Source organism: Streptomyces sp. SDr-06, assembly GCF_003324565.1.
Classification (GTDB): domain Bacteria; phylum Actinomycetota; class Actinomycetes; order Streptomycetales; family Streptomycetaceae; genus Streptomyces.
On the sequence record NZ_QOLA01000005.1, the window covers coordinates 193,523 to 212,277 of the forward strand.

An 18,755-nucleotide genomic window follows, 5' to 3' on the forward strand; every position below is an offset into this window, starting at 1 on the left:
TGTGCCATACGCCCCGTACCTTCGTTCCATGACCACGAACGAGAACACGACGTACGCGCCCGAGCACGCCCCCCGCCTCCCGTGGGCCAAGGCCGCGCCCGAGGTCTACAAGGCCATGATCAAGCTGTCCGCCGCGGCCGAGCAGGGGCTCGACCCGGTGATCGCCGAGCTGGTCAAGATCCGCGCCTCGCAGCTCAACCACTGCGCCATCTGCCTGGACATGCACACCAAGGACGCGCTCGCGGCGGGCGAGTCGGTGGAGCGGATCGTGCAGCTCAGCGCGTGGGAGGAGTCCGCGCACTTCTACACCGGGAAGGAGCTCGCGGCGCTCGCGCTGACCGAGGCGGTCACCGTCCTCACCGACGGCTTCGTCCCGGACGAGGTGTACGAGACGGCCGCGAAGCACTTCGAGGAGGGCGAGCTGGCGCACCTCATCGCGACCATCACCGTCATCAACGCCTGGAACCGGTTCGGCGTGACTACCCGCGGCGTGGCCGGGCACTACACGCCGGGGATGTACAAGTGACCGTCGCCGCACGGGAGTTCCAGGTCCCCGAGCAGGTCTACCTGGGCCTCGCCGGGCTCGGCGCGGCCGCCAAGCGCGGGCTCGGCGACCCGGCCCTCGCCGAGCTGGTGATGATCCGCGCCTCGCAGCTCAACCACTGCGCGTTCTGCCTGGACATGCACCTGGGCCTGGCCCGCGAGGCCGGTGAGGCCGAGGAGCGGCTCGACCTGCTCGGCGCCTGGGAGGAGGCCGGCGGCCTCTTCACCGAACGGGAGCGCGCGGCCCTCGCCCTCACCGAGGCGGTCACCGTCCTCACCGACCGGTTCGTGCCCGACGCGGTGTACGCGCGGGCCGCCGCACACTTCACGGACACCCAACTCGCCCACCTCATCGCGGTGATCACCGTCATCAACAGCTGGAACCGGCTGATGGTGACCCGCCGCACGGCACCCGGAGAGACGGAATGGCACAGCTGAACCCCTCCGCGACCTTTCGCGCCCTGCACCAGGGCCGCAGCCCCGGCGATCCGCTGATCCTGCCGGGCCCCTGGGACGCGGCGAGCGCCCGGGTCTTCGAGGAGGCCGGCTTCCCGGCCCTGGCGACGCCGAGCGCGGGGGTCTCGGCGTCCCTGGGGTACGAGGACGGGTCGACCCCGGCGGAGGAGATGTTCGCCGCCGTGACCCGGATCGTCCGGTCCGTCTCCATCCCGGTCTCGGCGGACATCGAGGGCGGCTACGGCCTCGCCCCCAAGGAGCTGGTGGACCGGCTCCTGGAGACGGGCGTGGTCGGCTGCAACCTGGAGGACTCGGCCGAGGGCGCCCTCAAGGACCCGGCCCGGCACGCCGACTGGCTGGCCGAGGTGCGGGCGGAGGCGGGCGACCGGCTGTTCATCAACGCCCGGGTCGACACGTACATCCGCGGGCTTCCCGAGCTCGACGCGACCATCGCGCGCGCCCGGGCCTATGTGGCGGCGGGCGCGGACGGCGTGTACCCGTTCGCCGCGCCGCCGGAGCACCTCCCGGAGATCGCCGCGGCCGTGCCGGTGCCGGTCAACATGGCGGTCCTGCCGGACGCCCCCGGGCCGCGCAGGCTCGGCGAACTGGGCGCGGGACGCATCACCTTCGGGCCCGGCCTCCAGCTCCGCGCGACGCACGCGCTGCGGGACATCGCCCGCCAGGTGCGCGAGTTGTAGCCGCGCCGCGGATGCGCGGGTGCCCCCCGGCCGACCCGGCCCGGGGGCACGCCCGTGTGCGCACCGGCCCGGCTACTCGTCGTCCGGCTCGTCCTGGGCGCGCAGGCCCGCGACCCACATCGGCATCAGCCAGTGCGCGACCAGGACGCCGAGCAGCGCCGGCAGGGCCACGGCCTCCAGGTCCCCGCCCGCGGCCCGGTATCCGCCGACGGCCACGACGGTGACGAACAGCAGCCCGGTGGTGATCCGGTGCGCGCGGGCCAGGACCTCGCTGCGCTCGGCCCGCTGGCGCTCGTCCAGGGCGCGGCGGCGCAGTTCGAGCAGGCCGCGCGTGGAGGCGTTGATGCCGCCGGTGGCGACGCACCACGGAAGCACCAGCACGACCATCACCAGGGCCCCGGCCACCTTTCCGCCGACGGTCGCGGCGAGAGCGGCCGCCACGGTGGCCGCGGTCAGCGCGACATGGGCGCCGACAAGCACCCGCCTGCGCGCCCGGGTCTCGTACAGCGGCGCCGCCTCCCGCCGGTTCATGGTCCGGTGCATCCACCGGTCGTAGCGCGTCAACTGGCCGTCCCTCACTGGTTCCTCCCGTAGGCCTCGTCGGTGAGCGGGCGGAACGGCTTCAGGGAGAACAGCGCCTCCACCGGCAGCCCGAAGTACTCCGCGATCTTCAACGCCAGGTCGAGGCTGGGGTTGTACTGCCCCCGCTCGATGTAGCCGATGGTCTGGTAGTGGGCACCCACCGCCTCGGCCAGGCTCTGCCGCGACACCTTCCGTTCGGCACGCACCATCGCCAACCTGTTGTGCACCTGCTCGCTCATGTATAAGAAGTACTACTTGATGAGCAGGAACACAACGACGGGAGTGTGCATGTTTGGCCGCAAGGAGCTTTCGGTCCTGGTGCTGCGCGACGCGGACGACATCGCGCGGGCGCTGCGGGAGGCGCTGGCGGGCGCGACCGAGGCGGAACGGCCGGGTCTGGAGGCGGCCGTCCGGATCGCCGAGCGGGCGGCGGCCGCGCCCGACCGCGAGCTGCGTGCCCGCTGGGTGCGCGAGCAGCGGGCCTCGGTGGGCTACACGGGCCCGGACGACGAGTCGGTGCACGCCGTCAAGGCGCTGCGCCAGGCCCGGCCCGAGCTCAGCCTGCTCGCCGCCGTCCAGCTGACGAAGGACGCGGCGGCCTAGGCCGGGAACGGGCGAAGCCCCGGCAGTGGCTGCCGGGGCTTCGTCACGCGTGGGTCAACGGGCGTGCCGCTGGGCTCAGATGAGGCCGAGCTCGCGGACCGCGTCGCGCTCCTCGGCGAGCTCCTTGACGGAGGCGTCGATGCGCTTGCGGGAGAACTCGTTGATGTCCAGACCCTGGACGATCGAGTACGTGCCGTCCTTGACGGTGACCGGGAAGGAGGAGATGAGGCCCTCGGGGACGCCGTAGGAGCCGTCCGACGGGATGCCCATCGAAGTCCAGTCGCCCTCGGCGGTGCCGTTCACCCAGGTGTGCACGTGGTCGATGGCGGCGTTGGCGGCCGAGGCGGCCGAGGACGCGCCACGGGCCTCGATGATCGCGGCGCCGCGCTTGGCGACGGTCGGGATGAACTCGTCGGCCAGCCACTGCTCGTCATTGACGACCTCGGCGGCGTTCTTGCCCGCGATCTCCGCGTGGAAGATGTCGGGGTACTGGGTCGCCGAGTGGTTGCCCCAGATGGTCAGGCGCTTGATGTCGGAGACCGTGGCGCCGGTCTTCTTCGCCAGCTGCGAAATCGCCCGGTTGTGGTCCAGACGGGTCATCGCGGTGAAGCGCTCGGCCGGTACGTCCGGGGCCGCGGCCTGCGCGATGAGCGCGTTGGTGTTGGCCGGGTTGCCGACGACGAGGACCTTGATGTCGTCCGCCGCGTTGTCGTTGATGGCCTTGCCCTGCGGCTTGAAGATGCCGCCGTTGGCCGAGAGCAGGTCGCCGCGCTCCATGCCCTTGGTCCGCGGGCGGGCGCCGACGAGCAGGGCCACGTTGGCGCCGTCGAAGGCCTTGTTGGCGTCGTCGGTGATCTCGATGCCCCGCAGCAGCGGGAAGGCGCAGTCGTCGAGCTCCATGGCGGTGCCCTCGGCGGCCTTCAGGGCCGGGGTGATCTCCAGGAGGCGCAGGTTGACCGGCACGTCCGGGCCGAGCAGGTGACCGGAGGCGATGCGGAAGAGCAGCGCGTAGCCGATCTGGCCGGCCGCGCCGGTGACGGTGACATTCACGGGAGTGCGGGTCATGGCGATCTCCGTTGGGAACAGCGGGTGGTGGGGGGTTGCCCCTCGTTTCCGGGCACCCCGTACGCCGGAAACCTGACGTGCGACCGTCTGAATCTTGACGTGAAGAGATGTCCAGCGGTCAGGCTATCCGACCCTGGGCGTCCCACACCCCCGCACCCCTGTGGGACGCCTCACGCTGATCGATCATTGACCCCGACCGGCCCCGTCCGACCTGCCCGGGGGCTCCGAGGGGGCCCGGCCCGCGGCGCAGCCGCTCTTGCCGCTCTTCAGCGTGGCGCACGCCTTCGCGACCGCCGGGCCCGGTACGGCGAGCATCTTGGTGTACGTGTCGCGGTAGGCGTCCGCCACCACCGCGTCCCCGGCCGTGCCCGGCGCGCTGATCTGCACCCGGTCGCCGGGCGCGACCTGCTTGAGCCGGGCCCAGGCCGCCCCGCACGTCCTGCTGTAGCGCACCTCGACGACCGAGACGCCGACCTTGGCGCTGCCCACCGTCTGCACCAATTTGTCGGTGCAGCCCATCGCTTCGGGGTCCTGGCCGGTGCACGAGGCAGCCACGCACTTGACGCCGGGGGGCAGCGCGGGCGCCGAGGAGGAGGGGCTCGGGCGCGGCAGGGCCTTCGGTTTGCCGTCGCTCCGGCCGAGGTCGGTCAGGAGCACGGCCGAGGTGATGACCAGGAGCGCGCCGACGACCCCGGCCAGGAACATGACGATCCGGCGCCGGTCGGCGGGCGGGCCGGGCGGCTTGGGGGCCCACTGCTTGGGCGGTTTCGGCCGCCGGTCGGTGAGCCCGGCGCTGGGCGACTGGGCACGCGCGCCGCCCGGCGGCTCGGGCGGCCCGAACTCGCCGAGCGCGGCCCGCGCCCGGTCCACCCGCAGGGCGTCCATGGTGCGGTCGTGCCGCTGCTCGGAGCGGCTCCAGGCCCGCTCGGCCAGCTCCCACATGGTGGTCAGGTGCACGGGGTCGGTGCCGGTCACCTCGGCGAGGGCGAGGACGGCCGTCCTGGGGGCGAGGAGGCGGCCGCCCAGGTACCGCTCCCACGAGGTCTTGCTGTACCCGGTGCGGTCGGCGACCGCCGCCACGCTGAGCCCGCTGCGGTCCACCATCCTGCGCAGCTGGTTCGCGAACTCCCTCACCTGCGGGTCGAGTTCCTCCGGCAGCGCCTTCCAGCGAGGCATCGCTTCCCCCAAAATTCGGTCACTACCCCCAGGGATGCACGGCCCCAGGATGTCAGTTCCCGCAGGAGGGCGCACCGGACCGAAGGACGCGGCCGGGGGCGGCCGAGGACGTTCAGGGGCGGGCGCCGCCCGGGGTGACGAGACCGCTCTCGTACGCCACCACCACCGCCTGGGCCCTGCTGTCCAGGTCGAGTTTGCTCATGGTGCGGTTGAGGTGGGTCTTGACGGTGGCCTCGCTGATGAACAGCTGGTCGGCGATCTCCAGGTTGGACATGCCGCACGCGGTCAGGCGCAGCACCTCCGTCTCGCGCGCGGTCAGCGCGCCGATCTCGGGCGGCGGCTCGCCCTCGGCCCGCCCGGCGCGGTGGGCGAAGGCCTCGACCAGGCGGCGGGTGACGCTCGGCGCGAAGAGCCCGTCGCCGCCGCCGACCGCGGCCACCGCGGCGAGCAGCCGCTCGGGCCCGGAGTCCTTCAGCAGAAACCCGGCGGCCCCGGCGCGCAGCGCCTGGTAGACGTACTCGTCGAGGTCGAAGGTGGTCAGGATGAGGATGCGGGGCGCCGGGTCGGGGGCGTCGGCCAGAATGCGCCGGGTGGCCTCGATGCCGGTCGTGCCGGGCATCCGGATGTCCATGAGGATGACGTCGGGACGCGTCGCGGCGGCTTGGCGCACGGCTTCGGCGCCGTCACCCGCCTCCCCCACGACCTCGATCCCGGGCGCGGCCCTCAGCAGTCCGACCAGGCCGGCCCGGATGAGGAACTGGTCGTCCACGACGAGCACCCTGATCATCCCGATGCGTCTTCTTCCCCCTGAACCGCCCCTGCGGAGGTCGGCAGGGTCAGGGTCACGGCGAACCCGCCTCCGCTCCGCGGGCCGACGCTGATCGACCCGCCGTAGAGCTTGGCCCGCTCCCGCATGCCAATCAAGCCGTGTCCACCGCCCGCGCGCAGTCTGTCCGAAATCACCCCCTCGCGCTCGCCGCCGTCGCCCTCATTGGTGACGGAAACCATCAACTGATGCCGTTCGTAACGCAGTTGGACTTCGGCCCGGGTCTTTCCGGCGTGCTTCAGGACGTTGGTGAGCGCCTCCTGCACCACGCGGTAGGCGCACAGCTCGACCCCGGGCGCGAGCGGACGCGGGGTGCCGAGGGTGCGCAGGGTGACGGGGATGCCGCCGGCCCGGATCCGGTCGGCCAGCTCGCCGATCCGGTCCAGGCCCGGCATGGGGGCGACGGGCGCCGCCCCGTCCTCGGCCTCGCGCAGCACCTGGAGCATCCGGCGCAGCTCGTCGAGCGCCTCGGCGCTGGCGCCGGAGATGGTGGAGAGGGCGGCCCGCGCGGTCGGCGGGTCGGAGGCGAAGACGAAGCCCGCGAGCCCGGCCTGCACGGAGATCACGGACATGTGGTGCGCGACCACGTCGTGCAACTCCCGTGCTATGCGCCCGCGTTCGGCGGCCACCTCGCGCCGGGCCCGTTCGGCCTGCTCGCGCCGCAGCTGCCGGGCGAGCTCGGCGGAGCGGCGGGCCAGCACCCCGAACCGGATCAGCACGAGGGCGAAGCCGAGCGCCTGGGTGACGACGGAGGCCATGGAGCCGCGCGGGCTCACCGCCCCGGCGTAGATCCACACCCCCGCCATGAGGACGCCGCAGCCCACCGCCGTGCGCAGGGCACACAGCGAGGCCACCGTGTACAGCGAGAGCAGCGGGCCGAAGGTGGTCACGACGGGCCAGTAGCCGCTCGCCACGTAGACGAGGAAGACGAGGTGCGTCCAGAGCAGTACGGCCAGCGGCGCCCTGACCCGGAACGCGAGCGGCAGCCCGGCGAGCACGACCAGCAGGTATCCCCAGGCGTCCAGCGGGTCCCAGCCCTGGCTCCCGGACTCCTTGCCGAGCACCGCGGAGACACACGTCAGCGCCACCGCGATGAGCGCATCGGCGACCTGGGGGCGGATCCGCATCGTCGCAGGGTAGCCCCGCTCCGCACATACGCACGTCAACCCCGTGCGGTACCGCGGTAGTTGGAGAGGACGGCCGCCTACTGCGGCTGTACCAGAGGGAGTTCAACCCGGCGGGGGACGACCGACCGGGCAGGCCGCCGTAGGTTCTTCGGGCAGAGGCCGGCCTGTGGGGGCGTGGCCCCGCACTCATCCGGGGGAGAGTGCGGGGCCACGCGCCCCTTCACAGCGCGAGCGGACCGCTAGCGCACCGTGAAGTGGACCGCGTCCTCCAGGAACGGCACGTTCAGCCAGGGCCGGGGCTGGGCCATCAGGGCCAGGAGCACGATGGCCAGCCCGAGCACCCCGTACGTGGTGATGTCGGTGAAGCGGGAGCGCACGGCCAGCATGCCGACCGACGGCAGCGTCCACCGCAGGGCCGCGCCCGCCAGCAGGGCCGCGCCGATGATGACGAGCCCGACCCGGAAGGCCTGCCCGAACGGCTCGGTCGCCACCGTCAGCAGCCCGAACCCGACCGCGAGCAGCACCGAGAGCAGCGGCCACTGGCGGGCGGGTGCCGAGGCGTCACCGGGCGCCGCGCGCCCGCCGCCCTCGGGGCGCGCGGTGTCCCGGGTGACGGAGGGGAACCGCCGGGAGCGGCCCGTGCGGGCACGCGCCGACGGCGCGTCCGCGGCGGACTCGCCGCACGCGGCCGACGGCTCCGCTCCCTTGGCCGGCTCGTGACTCGTACCAGCACCCATGGCCTCAGGCCTTTCCGGTCAGCCCGCGTCGGCGGCGAGCTCGGCCGCCTCGACGACGTTGACGAGCAGCTGGGCGCGGGTCATCGGGCCCACCCCGCCGGGGTTCGGCGAGAGCCAGCCGGCGACCTCGGCGACGCCGGGGTGCACATCGCCGAGGATCTTGCCGCTCTCGTCGCGGCTGACGCCGACGTCGAGCACGGCCGCGCCCGGCTTCACGTCCTCGGGCTTGATCAGGTGCGGCACCCCGGCCGCGGCGATGATGATGTCGGCCTGCTTCAGGTGCGCCGACAGGTCACGCGTGCCGGTGTGGCACTGGGTGACCGTCGCGTTCTCCGAGCGGCGGGTGAGCAGCAGCGGCATCGAGCGGCCGATGGTGACACCGCGTCCGACCACGACGACCTCGGCCCCGTTGAGCTCCACGCCGTGCTTGCGCAGCAGCTGGATGATGCCGTACGGGGTGCAGGGCAGCGGGCCGGGCTCGTTGAGGACGAGGCGCCCGAGGTTCGTGGGGTGCAGGCCGTCGGCGTCCTTGGCCGGGTCCATCAGGCCCAGGATGCGGTTCTCGTCGATGCCCTTGGGCAGCGGCAGCTGGACGATGTAGCCGGTGCAGGCGGGGTCCTCGTTCAACTCCCGCACCACCGCCTCGATCTCCTCCTGCGTCGCGGTCGCGGGCAGCTCGCGCTGGATGGAGGCGATACCGACCTGCGCACAGTCGCGGTGCTTGCCCGCGACGTACTTCTGGCTGCCGGGGTCCTCCCCGACCAGCACGGTTCCCAGGCCGGGCGTGACGCCCCGCTCCTTCAGGGCCGCCACACGGACGGCCAGTTCGGATTTGATCGCTGCGGCGGTGGCCTTGCCATCGAGAATCTGGGCGGTCATGTTTCCCATTCTTTCAGGGCGACGCATGATCGCCCAAGTTGCACTTGCACAACACATCCAGCAACCGGCTGGACAAACTTATGTCTTATTTAGAACGATGACCCGCGCAGTGCCGCGGGCAGTGCCGGGGGGCTAACCGCTCAGAACAGCTTTTTTCCTCCGCTCGGGCCGCGTCGTCCCCGCAACACCAACGGAGGAAAATCCGTCATGAGCTTCGGCGACCCGAACAACCCCTACGGGCAGCAGCCCCAGCAGCCCCCGCAGGGCGGCAACCCGTACGGCCAGCAGCAGGGCCAGCCCGGCTACGGCTACCCGCAGCAGGCCCCCCAGGGCGTCCCGCCGCAGCAGGGCTACGGCTACCCGCAGCAGCCCGGCCAGGTCCCGGGCCAGCAGCCCTACGGCGCCTACCCGCAGGCGCCCGGCACCCTCCAGGCCAACAACGGCTACATCAACGTGCCGGTGCTCGGCACCGTCCAGGTCGCCACGATGGGCCGCCGGTTCGGCGCCCGTGTGATCGACGGCCTCATCATCGGCGTCATCTACGTCATCCTGATGGTCGCGGGCGTGGCCGGCGCGGTCGGCGCCGCCAAGAAGTGCGACGTCAACTCCGCGGATTACACGGACTGCGTCAACAACGCGAGCTCCAGCGTCGTGGGGGCCTTCTTCGGCGCCCTTCTGCTGTTCGGCATCATCACGCTGCTCTACGAGTGGCTGATGATCTCGCTGGTGGGTGCCACCCTCGGCAAGATGTCCCTCGGCCTGAAGGTCGTCAAGGAGAGCACGGGCCAGAACCCGGGCCTCGGCGGCGGCTTCATCCGCTGGATCATCCCGATGGTCGGCGCCTTCGTCTGCGGCATCGGCCAGCTCCTGGTCTACCTGTCGCCGTTCTTCGACAACTCCGGCAAGCTGCAGGGCTGGCACGACCGCGCCGCCGGCACGCTGGTCATCAAGAAGTAACCGTACGGTCGCCGGGCCGCGCTCCTCTCGTCGAGGGGCGCGGCCCTTCGCGTGTCCGGGGTCAGTGGAAGAAGTGGCGCGTGCCGGTGAAGTACATCGTCACGCCCGCCTTCTTCGCGGCCTCGACCACCAGCTCGTCGCGGACCGAACCGCCGGGCTGGACCACGGCCTTGACCCCGGCGTTCGCCAGGATCTCGAAGCCGTCGGGGAACGGGAAGAACGCGTCGGACGCGGCGTACGAGCCCCGCGCGCGCTCCTCGCCGGCCCGCTCCACCGCGAGCTTCGCGGAGTCGACCCGGTTGACCTGACCCATGCCGACGCCGACCGAGGCGCCGTCCTTGGCGAGCAGGATCGCGTTGGACTTGACCGCCCGGCAGGCGACCCAGGCGAAGGCGAGTTCCTTCAACTCGGCCTCGTTCAGGGCCTCTCCGCTGGCCAGCGTCCAGTTCGCGGGGTCGTCGCCCTCGGCCTGGAAGATGTCGGTCTGCTGGAGCACCGCGCCGCCGGAGACCGACTTGAGGTCGCCGGGCTGGTGCGGGGTGCCGTCCACCTTGAGGACCCGGATGTTCTTCTTGCGGGCGAGCACCTCGACCGCGCCGGGCTCGTAGTCCGGGGCCGCGATGACCTCGGTGAAGATCTCGGCGACCTGCTCGGCCATCGCCACCGTCACGGGGCGGTTGACGGCGATGACGCCGCCGAACGCGGAGAGCGGGTCGCACTCGTGGGCCTTGCGGTGCGCGGCCGCGAGGTCCGCGTCGACCGCGATGCCGCACGGGTTGGCGTGCTTGATGATCGCGACGCAGGGCTCGTCGTGGTCGTAGGCGGCGCGGCGCGCGGCCTCGGTGTCCACATAGTTGTTGAAGGACATCTCCTTGCCGTGCAGCTGCTCGGCGTTGGCGATCCCGCCCGGCTGTCCGTCGGTGTAGAGCGCGGCGGCCTGGTGCGGGTTCTCGCCGTAGCGCAGCGTGGACTTGCGCTCCCAGGTGCCGCCGAGGAACTCGGGCAGCGGGGCCCCGTCCTCCTCGGGCGCGTAGACGTTGGTCATCCAGGACGCGACGGCCACGTCGTAGGCGGCCGTGTGCTGGAACGCCTCGGCCGCCAGGCGCTTGCGCGCGATCAGGTCGAAGCCACCGTTCTTGACGGCGTCGAGCACCGCCCCGTACCGCTGGGGGCTGGTGACCACGGCGACCGAGGGGTGGTTCTTGGCGGCGGCGCGGACCATCGAGGGGCCGCCGATGTCGATCTGCTCGACGCACTCGTCGGGGCTCGCGCCCGAGGCGACGGTCTCCTTGAACGGGTAGAGGTTCACGACCACCAGCTCGAAGGGGCGCACCCCGAGCTCGTCGAGCTGTGCGCGGTGCGCATCCAGCCGCAGATCGGCGAGGATGCCCGCGTGCACCTTGGGGTGCAGCGTCTTCACCCGCCCGTCGAGGCACTCGGGGAACCCGGTGAGCTCCTCGACCTTGGTGACGGGCACCCCGGCGGCGGCGATCTTCGCGGCGGTCGACCCGGTGGACACCAGCTCGACCCCGGCCGCGTGGAGCCCTTGCGCCAGCTCCTCCAGACCCGTCTTGTCGTAGACGCTGACCAGCGCCCGCCGGATGGGCTTGACGGTGTCTGTGTTAGCGGAGTTCACCGAGTTCACCGATCTGAACCTTTCGTCCCTCAATGCGGTAGCCGTTGCGGGCCAGGCGCCCCACGACCTCGACGAGCAGCCGTCGCTCGACTTCCTTGATCCGCTCGTGCAGAGCGGCTTCATCGTCCTCGTCCCGGATCTCGACCACGCCCTGGGCGATGATCGGGCCGGTGTCGACGCCGTCGTCGACGAAGTGGACGGTGCACCCGGTGACCCTGGCGCCGTACGCGAGTGCGTCGCGGACGCCGTGGGCTCCGGGAAAACTGGGCAGCAGCGCGGGGTGGGTGTTGACCACACGGCCCCCGAACCGGGCGAGGAATTCCTTCCCCACGATCTTCATGAACCCGGCCGAGACGACCAGGTCCGGCGCGTACGCGTCCGTCGCCGCGGCCAGGGCCTCGTCCCACTCCTCGCGCGAGGCGTAGTCCTTGACCCGGCGGACGAAGGTCGGGATCCCGGCCCGCTCGGCGCGCTCCAGGCCGACGATGGCGTCCCGGTCGGCGCCGACGGCCACGATCTCGGCGCCGTATCCGTCCGGATCGGCGGCGATGGCGTCGAGCAGGGCCTGCAGGTTCGTGCCCGACCCGGACACCAGGACGACGAGGCGGGCGGCGCGGGATGTTCCGGGCGGGGTCCTGTCAGGTGAAGGGGACGCGGAGGGGGGCGGGGAGGCCACAGCGGGGCTCTTTCTCGCGGTCGTACGTCTTTGTGTGGTCGTACGAACGAATCGCGCCCCTCGATACGGGGAACTCTACGAAAGCGCCGACCGTCAGCAACGATACCGGCACACCGGACGGCCCCCACGGGACGGGGGCCGGACCGCCAGGTAGCGTCTGGGAGGACGCCGCGAGACGAGACCTGTCTCACGTGAACGAGACCGGGGACGAGCCCGGACTCACGTGCGTGTTCGACTTGTTTGTTCACTTGTATGCGAGATGTGACCCCGCTGGCCGGACCGGCCGGTCGCGGGTCCGAGGGGAAGACGTTCACCAGATGCCGGACCGACGCCACCAGCTGTTCGCAGCCCGCCAGTCCTCCTCCCCCGGCTCCCCTCATTCGACGGACCCGGGGAAGTCGGGGCCCGAGGGCACGGGAAGCGGCACCGGATCGGACGCCGCCGACGACAACCCCTTCGCCCCGCCGCCCGAGGGCCGCCCCGACCAGCCCTGGCAGCCGCGCCGCCCCGCATCGGGCGAGGGCGGCGACCACCCCCAGGGCTCGCCCTGGGGCAGTCAGTGGAGCGACCGGCAGCCCGGCCGCGCGCCCGGCGGCTTCGGCCAGCGCCCCGAACGCCCGGAGTCGGGACCGGGCCAGAACCCACCTCCCCCGCCCGGCCTGCGCTGGGACCCCACGGACCCGGCCCAGCGCCGCGCCCGCTACGCGCTGCTGTCCGGGATGTGGGGGTTCTTCTTCGCCCTGTTCGACATGCCGGAGATCGCGCTGCTGCTCGGGGCGCTCGGCCTGTACTGGGCGATCAGCTCCCTGCGCGCGAAGCCGAAGCCCCCGGCGGAGCCGTCCGCCACGTCCCCCGCACCGGCCGCGCCGCCCGCCCCGCAGGGCAGGCCGCAGCTGACGGCGGCGGTGACCGGCCTGGTCACGGCGGTCCTGGCGCTGACGGTGGTGGCCTCCAGCTTCACGATGCAGCTCGTGTACCGCGACTACTACACGTGCGTGGACGACGCCCTGACCAAGACGGGCCAGCTCGCCTGCAACGACCTCCTCCCGGAGAAGCTGGTGCCGCTGTTCGGGGTCAAGGAGTAACTCCGCCCGCGATCTCGGCGGCCGGCCCTACTCGGCGGGGGGCCGTACCTCGGGGGCGTCCGGCCTGGTACGGGACGCGGGGTCGGGCTCGGGCGCCGGGTCGGGCCATTCCGGCCACGGGGCGCCACCGCCCGCTCCCGGCGCGGAGGCGGACTCCGCGCCACTCTCGGCCGGGTCCGGGTCCGGGTCCGGGTCCGGCGCTGGGGGCTGGGGCTGGGGCGCTGCCGCACCGCCCGCGTCCAAGCCCGGGAACGCCGCGTCCTCGCCTGCCGCCACCGACGGGATGTCCGCCATGAGGCCGCCCGACGCCTCCTTGAGCGCCGCCCAGCGGGCCTCCCGCGCACCGTCCTCGTGCCAGAGTCCGCCCCCGCCGGCCGGCAGGAAGTCGTAGGAGTACTCGGTCCCGACCGCCCCGGCCGCAGCCGCAGCGTCGGCCACCGGCACCGCGGCCGCCTCGCGCCGACCGGGCCGCCACGAGAACACCCCGGCGATCCGCACCCGCAGGGGCCGCCGCGCGCCCGCCCGGGTCCGCGTCTGCCAGGCCCGCAGGGCCACCGATCCCGGCACCCCGACCACCGCCGCCCACAGCAGGGCCGCGCCGCCCGTGCGCCACCACACCGGGCCGAACGCCGCGAGCGCGCCGGTGCCGAGCGGGCCCCCCGCCAGCGCGGCGAGCACCGCGAGGGCGCAGCCGAACAGGACCGCCCCCACCAGGGCGGCCCGCGCGGTCTCCCGCCGCCCCCACCCCTCGGCCACGGCCGACCGCGCGGCACGCCGGGCGAGCGCCGCCCCGGCCACCAGCGGCACCCCGGCCGCCGCCCAGTTCCACCAGGACCCGTGCCCACCCGTCGGCACCGCGGCGAGCAGCGGGAAGTGCACGAGCGCGGGGTCGCCCGCCACTCCGAGCGGGCTCACGACGGCCCCCGTACCGACGGCGAAGCCCGGTCCGAGTCCGTACGAGGCTCCCCACACGGCGGCGTTGGGTGCCAGCGCGAGGCCGAGCAGCAAGACCGCGAACCGTCCCGACCAGTCCTCGGCGAGCCGCAGGAAGGAGTCCTCGGCGATGCCGAGGCGCCAGGCGAGTCCGGCCGCGGCGAGCAGCGCGCCGCCGCCGAGGAGCACCGCGACCGCGGCCCCGGCGGCCCGCACGGCGGCGCGGTGGCGAACGTCCAGCAGGGTGGTCCGCAGCCGTTCGGGCACCCGGTCGGACAGCGGCCCGGACGGGCGGCCGTGCGCGGTCCAGACCCCGGTGGCCGTCGCGAGCGCCACCGTCAGCGGCAGGTGCAGTCCGGCGCTGAGCGGGTCGGCGGGCAGCGGCCCGGCGGCCGCGTAGAGCGCGGTGGCCGTCGCGACCGCGAGGTATCCGCACGTCACCGCCCAGAACACGGACCACCCGGAGGGCGCGGGCCCGGCTTCGCCGTCCTCGTACGCCTCGTGGTCCTCGCCCGGGGGGAGCAGCGCGTCGCGGGCCGCGCGGTGGGCGAGCCAGGCGGGCAGGGCCACCAGGAGGAGCGGAACCACGCCGACCGGGGCCGGTGTGCCGGTCAGGGTGCCGGGTCTGACCAGCTGTGTCCCATGGGCGAGCAGCCACAGGGAGGCGGCCGTGCGCAGCGCGCCGCCGGGCCCGCTGTCGGGGTACGGGGAGCTGATCCACAGCACCGTCACGAGCACGGCCAGGGCGCCGAGCCCGAGCCCCGCCGCGATCGCGCCGCGCAGAAAACACGTGGCGAGTACGGAGGAGCGCGCCGGGGCGGGAAGCAACGTCAGGCTGCGGTCGGTCACTTGGGTCACGCGGGCCATGCTGCCAACGACACGCGCTTTCTCCGCGTAACACGTAAATGACCGATGTGTCGCTCAATATACGTTTATGTACTTTTTCACCCGGGGTGCTTCGTGCTGCGGCGCCAAGGGTGCGCCAACCGTTACGGCCTTCGCGGGGAGCCCTGGGAGCCCTTCATGACACAGAGCACGGCCGACACCAACGACACCGATGCCTCCCCCCTGCCCACCCCCAAGGAACGGCGCCGCCTGCGGGAGGCCAAGGACCTGAGCGAGGCACAGGTGGCGACGGCCGTCGGCGTCACGCGGGCGACCGTGCGCTCCTGGGAGAAGGGCCGTGCCACGCCGCGCGGGCGCAAGGGGGAGAACTACGCCCGGCTGCTCGCCACCATCGAGGCGGAGATGGCGGCCGTGGCCGAGCAGGACGCGCCCGACGAGGAAGGATCCGGCGGGCCGGACACGGCCCCCGCCACGCCCGCCGCGCCGCACACGGCACACCCCCGGCCCGAACCGCCCGCCGACGGCCCCGAACCGTCGAGGCCCGGGGGGCGAACGGCGAAGCCCCCGGCCGCGCCGCCCACCCGCCACGACCACCCGGCCCCCGCGCCGGCCTCCGTGCCCGAACCCACCAAGGCGCTCAACTCCGGCGCGCTGACCGGCGCCGGAGCACCCGTCAGGAGCGGCCCCCTGCTGCTTCCGGAGCGGGCCGAGGGGGCCGGTGAGGAGGCCGCGGCGGGCGAACCCGGGGATGGAGTGGCGGCCGAGGCTCCGGCGCGGCACGCCACGGACGCGCCCGCCGCCCCGCAGCCCGGGCAGGCCGCCGTGCCGGGCGCGCTCACCCCCGCCGGAGCGTTCGACGCGCTGTACGAGGCGACCGCGCCCGCCCTCGCGCGGCAGGCCTATCTGCTCACCGGGCGGACCCGGCTCTCCCGGGAGTCGGTGGAGCGGGCCTTCCACCTGGCCTGGGAGAACTGGCCCGAGGTCGCCACCGACCGGGACCCGGCGGGGTGGGTGCGGGCGGCCGCGTACGAGTACGCGATGGCCCCCTGGCACCGCTTCCGGCGCGCCCACAAGCGTCCCGACCACCCGCCCGCCGAGCCCGAACGCCGGGCTCTGCTCGACGCGCTGCTCGACCTGCCGCCCGCCTACCGCCGCACGGTGATGCTGTACGACGGGCTCGGGCTCGACCTGCCGGAGACCGCGGCCGAGACCCAGGCGAGCACCCCGGCCGCCGCCAACCGCCTGCTGCACGCACGGGAGGCCATCGCCCGCCGGGTGCCCGCGGCGGCCGGGGCCGCGAGCCCTGAGGCGCTGTCCTCGGTGCTGCGCGAACGCATCACCGACCTCGCGCTCGCCGGACCCGACTCCGTCACCAGGCTGCCGTCGGCTCCGGTGGTACGCACCGGGGGCGAGCGGCGGCGGCGGTTCTGGACCCGGGCCGCGATCGCCTTCACCACGCTGATCGTCGGGGCGACGGCCTTCACCGTGGTGACGGTGCCGCACTACCACGTCCGCCCGGTACCCCCCGGCGCACGCGTCAGCGGCGTGCCCGCCCACTACGGTCCACAGCACCTGACCAGCGAGGACCTGGAACTGCGCGACAAGCTGCGCACGGAGCCCGCCCGCGGTCCGGCCCGCCTGGTGCTCGACATCCGCTGACCGCCCCTCCCCGTACGCGCGAGGGCCCGCACCCCCCGGGAGGGGTGCGGGCCCTTCATGCGTACCCGCGGAGCTGGGCGCCGTCGGGCGCTGCTCAGCTGCCGAGGATGGCGCGCGCGAGCTTGGCGGTCTCGGTCGGCGTCTTGCCGACCTTGACGCCGGCGGCCTCCAGGGCCTCCTTCTTCGCCTGGGCGGTGCCGGAGGAGCCGGAGACGATGGCGCCGGCGTGGCCCATGGTCTTGCCCTCGGGCGCGGTGAAGCCCGCGACGTAGCCGACGACCGGCTTGGTGACGTTGGCCTTGATGTAGTCGGCCGCACGCTCCTCGGCGTCGCCGCCGATCTCGCCGATCATCACGATCAGGTCGGTCTCGGGGTCGGCCTCGAACGCGGCGAGCGCGTCGATGTGCGTGGTGCCGATGACCGGGTCGCCACCGATGCCGACGGCGGACGAGAAGCCGATGTCGCGCAGCTCGTACATCATCTGGTAGGTCAGCGTGCCGGACTTCGACACCAAGCCGATACGGCCCGGCTTGGTGATGTCGCCCGGGATGATGCCGGCGTTGGACTGGCCGGGGGTGATCAGACCCGGGCAGTTCGGGCCGATGATGCGGGTCTTGTTGCCCTTGGCGTTCGCGTACGCCCAGAAGGCGGCGGAGTCGTGGACGGCGATGCCCTCGGTGATGACGACGGCGAGGGGGATCTCCGCGTCGATCGCCTCGACGACGGCGGCCTTGGCGAAGGCCGGCGGCACGAAGAGGACGGAGACGTCGGCGCCCGTCTTCTCCATCGCTTCCTTGACGGTGCCGAAGACCGGGACCTCGGTGCCGTCGAAGTCGACGGAGGTGCCGGCCTTGCGCGGGTTCACGCCACCGACGATGTTGGTGCCGTCACCGAGCATGAGCTTGGTGTGCTTCATGCCGGTGGCGCCGGTCATGCCCTGGACGATGACCTTGCTGTCCTTGGTGAGGAAGATAGCCATGGTGGTGTCTTAACCTCTTCCCTTACTTCGCAGCCGCGAGCTCGGCGGCCTTGTCGGCCGCGCCGTCCATGGTGTCCACGCGCTGCACCAGCGGGTGGTTGGCGTCGCTGAGGATCTTGCGACCCAGCTCCGCGTTGTTGCCGTCGAGACGCACGACCAGCGGCTTGGTGACCTCTTCGCCCTTCTCGGCGAGCAGGGCCAGCGCCTGGACGATGCCGTTGGCGACCTCGTCGCAGGCGGTGATGCCGCCGAAGACGTTGACGAACACGGACTTGACGTCCGGGTCGCCGAGGATGATCTCCAGGCCGTTCGCCATCACCTGGGCGGACGCGCCACCACCGATGTCGAGGAAGTTGGCCGGCTTCACGCCGCCGTGGTTCTCACCGGCATACGCGACGACGTCCAGGGTGCTCATGACGAGACCCGCGCCGTTGCCGATGATGCCGACCTCGCCGTCGAGCTTCACGTAGTTGAGGTTCTTGGCCTTGGCGGCCGCCTCGAGGGGGTTGGCCGCGGCCTTGTCCTCAAGGGCCTCGTGCTCGGGCTGACGGAACTCGGCGTTCTCGTCCAGCGACACCTTGCCGTCGAGGGCCAGGATGCGGCCGTCCTTGGTCTTCACCAGCGGGTTGACCTCGACGAGGAGCGCGTCCTCGGCGACGAAGGTCTTCCACAGGGTCACCATGGCCTCGGCGACGCCCTCGGCCACGTCGGCCGGGAACTTCGCCAGGGCCACGATCTCGCGGGCCTTCTCGATGTCGACGCCCTCGACGGCGTTGACCGGGACCTTCGCGAGGGCCTCGGGGGTCTTCTCCGCGACCTCCTCGATGTCCATGCCGCCCTGCACCGACGCCATGGCGAGGAAGGTGCGGTTGGTGCGGTCGAGGAGGTACGAGACGTAGTACTCCGCCTCGATCTCCGGGGACAGCTCGGCGATCATCACCTTGTGGACCGTGTGGCCCTTGATGTCCATGCCGAGGATGTCCGTCGCGCGGGCGACGGCCTCGTCCGCGTCGGCGGCCAGCTTCACGCCGCCGGCCTTGCCGCGGCCACCGACCTTCACCTGCGCCTTGACGACCGACTTGCCGCCGAGACGCTCAGTGGCCTCGCGCGCCGCCTCAGGCGTGTCGATCACTTCACCGGCCAGCACCGGTACACCGTGCTTGGCGAAGAGGTCCCTCGCCTGGTACTCGAACAGGTCCACGCGCGTCCGTCCCTTTTCAGTGGTATCGCGGTTCCGTTGTCTGCTGGGCGTGCCGCGAAGGGCAACGTGACGGCGCTGTCACTGAGGGAGG

20 protein-coding genes are annotated in these 18,755 nt (G+C 72.8%); 7 read left to right on the forward strand and 13 right to left on the reverse strand.

Features of this window, described 5'->3' with window-relative positions:
- The first annotated feature begins 28 nt into the window (after window positions 1–28).
- From DT019_RS13875 to DT019_RS13885, 3 genes are read left to right on the forward strand one after another with little or no spacing between them, the layout of a single operon-like run.
- Window positions 29–526, forward strand: a complete 498-nt coding sequence (locus DT019_RS13875; protein WP_114037265.1) for a carboxymuconolactone decarboxylase family protein — start codon at window positions 29–31, stop codon at window positions 524–526.
- Complete coding sequence (locus DT019_RS13880; protein WP_223279487.1) at window positions 523–981, forward strand: carboxymuconolactone decarboxylase family protein; 459 nt, start codon at window positions 523–525, stop codon at window positions 979–981. The genes DT019_RS13875 and DT019_RS13880 overlap by 4 nt, the downstream gene beginning before the upstream one ends.
- Window positions 969–1,697, forward strand: coding sequence for an isocitrate lyase/phosphoenolpyruvate mutase family protein (locus DT019_RS13885; protein ID WP_189389513.1), 729 nt, complete (start codon window positions 969–971; stop codon window positions 1,695–1,697). The genes DT019_RS13880 and DT019_RS13885 overlap by 13 nt, the downstream gene beginning before the upstream one ends.
- A gap of 72 nt (window positions 1,698–1,769) precedes the next feature.
- Here the strand turns inward: DT019_RS13885 and DT019_RS13890 are convergent, their stop codons facing one another.
- Together DT019_RS13890 and DT019_RS13895 are read right to left on the reverse strand one after the other, a co-directional pair.
- Complete coding sequence (locus DT019_RS13890; RefSeq protein WP_114037267.1) at window positions 1,770–2,240, reverse strand: hypothetical protein; 471 nt, start codon at window positions 2,238–2,240, stop codon at window positions 1,770–1,772.
- 32 nt (window positions 2,241–2,272) lie between these two features.
- Window positions 2,273–2,518 carry a helix-turn-helix transcriptional regulator gene (locus tag DT019_RS13895; RefSeq protein WP_053728356.1) on the reverse strand — a complete coding sequence of 82 codons (246 nt, stop codon included), beginning with the start codon at window positions 2,516–2,518 and terminating at the stop codon, window positions 2,273–2,275.
- Between the two features lie 49 nt (window positions 2,519–2,567).
- Between DT019_RS13895 and DT019_RS13900 the strand changes: the two genes are divergently transcribed.
- Window positions 2,568–2,882, forward strand: coding sequence for a hypothetical protein (locus DT019_RS13900; protein WP_114037093.1), 315 nt, complete (start codon window positions 2,568–2,570; stop codon window positions 2,880–2,882).
- Between the two features lie 75 nt (window positions 2,883–2,957).
- On the opposite strand, the gene DT019_RS13905 is transcribed toward DT019_RS13900, so the two are convergent.
- From DT019_RS13905 to DT019_RS13930, 6 genes are all read right to left on the reverse strand, one after another.
- Window positions 2,958–3,947: a malate dehydrogenase gene (locus DT019_RS13905; protein ID WP_114037094.1), complete on the reverse strand. Its 990-nt coding sequence runs from the start codon at window positions 3,945–3,947 to the stop codon at window positions 2,958–2,960.
- Window positions 3,948–4,130: 183 nt separating this feature from the next.
- A complete protein-coding gene (locus DT019_RS13910; RefSeq protein WP_114037095.1) occupies window positions 4,131–5,123 on the reverse strand; it encodes an XRE family transcriptional regulator in 993 nt (330 codons plus the stop codon).
- A gap of 112 nt (window positions 5,124–5,235) precedes the next feature.
- Entirely contained in the window at window positions 5,236–5,910 is a 675-nt protein-coding gene (locus tag DT019_RS13915; RefSeq protein WP_114037096.1) for a response regulator transcription factor, read from the reverse strand.
- A complete protein-coding gene (locus tag DT019_RS13920) occupies window positions 5,907–7,076 on the reverse strand; it encodes a sensor histidine kinase (RefSeq protein ID WP_114037097.1) in 1,170 nt (389 codons plus the stop codon). The genes DT019_RS13915 and DT019_RS13920 overlap by 4 nt, the downstream gene beginning before the upstream one ends.
- Before the next feature lie 239 nt (window positions 7,077–7,315).
- Window positions 7,316–7,813 carry a DUF3017 domain-containing protein gene (locus DT019_RS13925; protein ID WP_114037098.1) on the reverse strand — a complete coding sequence of 166 codons (498 nt, stop codon included), beginning with the start codon at window positions 7,811–7,813 and terminating at the stop codon, window positions 7,316–7,318.
- An 18-nt stretch (window positions 7,814–7,831) separates the two neighbouring features.
- On the reverse strand, window positions 7,832–8,692 hold the full coding sequence (locus DT019_RS13930; protein WP_114037099.1) for a bifunctional methylenetetrahydrofolate dehydrogenase/methenyltetrahydrofolate cyclohydrolase: 861 nt from the start codon (window positions 8,690–8,692) through the stop codon (window positions 7,832–7,834).
- 207 nt (window positions 8,693–8,899) lie between these two features.
- Between DT019_RS13930 and DT019_RS13935 the strand changes: the two genes are divergently transcribed.
- On the forward strand, window positions 8,900–9,649 hold the full coding sequence (locus DT019_RS13935; RefSeq protein ID WP_114037100.1) for an RDD family protein: 750 nt from the start codon (window positions 8,900–8,902) through the stop codon (window positions 9,647–9,649).
- 61 nt (window positions 9,650–9,710) lie between these two features.
- On the opposite strand, the gene purH is transcribed toward DT019_RS13935, so the two are convergent.
- Complete coding sequence (gene purH / locus DT019_RS13940) at window positions 9,711–11,294, reverse strand: bifunctional phosphoribosylaminoimidazolecarboxamide formyltransferase/IMP cyclohydrolase (RefSeq protein ID WP_223279488.1); 1,584 nt, start codon at window positions 11,292–11,294, stop codon at window positions 9,711–9,713.
- Entirely contained in the window at window positions 11,272–11,880 is a 609-nt protein-coding gene (gene purN / locus DT019_RS13945) for a phosphoribosylglycinamide formyltransferase (protein WP_223279509.1), read from the reverse strand. The genes purH and purN overlap by 23 nt, the downstream gene beginning before the upstream one ends.
- A 398-nt stretch (window positions 11,881–12,278) precedes the next feature.
- On the opposite strand from purN, the gene DT019_RS13950 reads away from it, so the two are divergent.
- Window positions 12,279–13,046: a hypothetical protein gene (locus tag DT019_RS13950; RefSeq protein WP_114037102.1), complete on the forward strand. Its 768-nt coding sequence runs from the start codon at window positions 12,279–12,281 to the stop codon at window positions 13,044–13,046.
- Window positions 13,047–13,073: 27 nt separating this feature from the next.
- On the opposite strand, the gene DT019_RS13955 is transcribed toward DT019_RS13950, so the two are convergent.
- Window positions 13,074–14,846, reverse strand: a complete 1,773-nt coding sequence (locus tag DT019_RS13955; protein WP_411292707.1) for a DUF6350 family protein — start codon at window positions 14,844–14,846, stop codon at window positions 13,074–13,076.
- A gap of 156 nt (window positions 14,847–15,002) precedes the next feature.
- Between DT019_RS13955 and DT019_RS13960 the strand changes: the two genes are divergently transcribed.
- Window positions 15,003–16,484: a helix-turn-helix domain-containing protein gene (locus DT019_RS13960; protein WP_114037103.1), complete on the forward strand. Its 1,482-nt coding sequence runs from the start codon at window positions 15,003–15,005 to the stop codon at window positions 16,482–16,484.
- A 94-nt stretch (window positions 16,485–16,578) separates the two neighbouring features.
- On the opposite strand, the gene sucD is transcribed toward DT019_RS13960, so the two are convergent.
- The gene (gene sucD, locus DT019_RS13965; RefSeq protein WP_114037104.1) at window positions 16,579–17,463 is read right to left on the reverse strand and encodes a succinate--CoA ligase subunit alpha; all 885 of its coding nucleotides are present in this window, start codon (window positions 17,461–17,463) and stop codon (window positions 16,579–16,581) included.
- Between the two features lie 22 nt (window positions 17,464–17,485).
- Window positions 17,486–18,664: an ADP-forming succinate--CoA ligase subunit beta gene (gene sucC / locus DT019_RS13970; protein WP_114037105.1), complete on the reverse strand. Its 1,179-nt coding sequence runs from the start codon at window positions 18,662–18,664 to the stop codon at window positions 17,486–17,488.
- Window positions 18,665–18,755 lie beyond the last annotated feature (91 nt).

What these genes read in the sequence shown, in the direction of transcription:
- DT019_RS13875 (WP_114037265.1), top strand. Translation starts at nt 29, where the DNA reads ATGACCACGAACGAGAACACGACGTACGCGCCCGAGCACGCCCCCCGC.
- DT019_RS13885 (WP_189389513.1), top strand. Translation starts at nt 969, where the DNA reads ATGGCACAGCTGAACCCCTCCGCGACCTTTCGCGCCCTGCACCAGGGC.
- DT019_RS13890 (WP_114037267.1), bottom strand. Translation starts at nt 2,240, where the DNA reads ATGCACCGGACCATGAACCGGCGGGAGGCGGCGCCGCTGTACGAGACC.
- DT019_RS13895 (WP_053728356.1), bottom strand. Translation starts at nt 2,518, where the DNA reads ATGAGCGAGCAGGTGCACAACAGGTTGGCGATGGTGCGTGCCGAACGG.
- DT019_RS13900 (WP_114037093.1), top strand. Translation starts at nt 2,568, where the DNA reads ATGTTTGGCCGCAAGGAGCTTTCGGTCCTGGTGCTGCGCGACGCGGAC.
- DT019_RS13905 (WP_114037094.1), bottom strand. Translation starts at nt 3,947, where the DNA reads ATGACCCGCACTCCCGTGAATGTCACCGTCACCGGCGCGGCCGGCCAG.
- DT019_RS13910 (WP_114037095.1), bottom strand. Translation starts at nt 5,123, where the DNA reads ATGCCTCGCTGGAAGGCGCTGCCGGAGGAACTCGACCCGCAGGTGAGG.
- DT019_RS13915 (WP_114037096.1), bottom strand. Translation starts at nt 5,910, where the DNA reads ATGATCAGGGTGCTCGTCGTGGACGACCAGTTCCTCATCCGGGCCGGC.
- DT019_RS13920 (WP_114037097.1), bottom strand. Translation starts at nt 7,076, where the DNA reads ATGCGGATCCGCCCCCAGGTCGCCGATGCGCTCATCGCGGTGGCGCTG.
- DT019_RS13925 (WP_114037098.1), bottom strand. Translation starts at nt 7,813, where the DNA reads ATGGGTGCTGGTACGAGTCACGAGCCGGCCAAGGGAGCGGAGCCGTCG.
- DT019_RS13930 (WP_114037099.1), bottom strand. Translation starts at nt 8,692, where the DNA reads ATGACCGCCCAGATTCTCGATGGCAAGGCCACCGCCGCAGCGATCAAA.
- DT019_RS13935 (WP_114037100.1), top strand. Translation starts at nt 8,900, where the DNA reads ATGAGCTTCGGCGACCCGAACAACCCCTACGGGCAGCAGCCCCAGCAG.
- DT019_RS13950 (WP_114037102.1), top strand. Translation starts at nt 12,279, where the DNA reads ATGCCGGACCGACGCCACCAGCTGTTCGCAGCCCGCCAGTCCTCCTCC.
- DT019_RS13955 (WP_411292707.1), bottom strand. Translation starts at nt 14,846, where the DNA reads ATGGCCCGCGTGACCCAAGTGACCGACCGCAGCCTGACGTTGCTTCCC.
- DT019_RS13960 (WP_114037103.1), top strand. Translation starts at nt 15,003, where the DNA reads ATGACACAGAGCACGGCCGACACCAACGACACCGATGCCTCCCCCCTG.
- sucD (WP_114037104.1), bottom strand. Translation starts at nt 17,463, where the DNA reads ATGGCTATCTTCCTCACCAAGGACAGCAAGGTCATCGTCCAGGGCATG.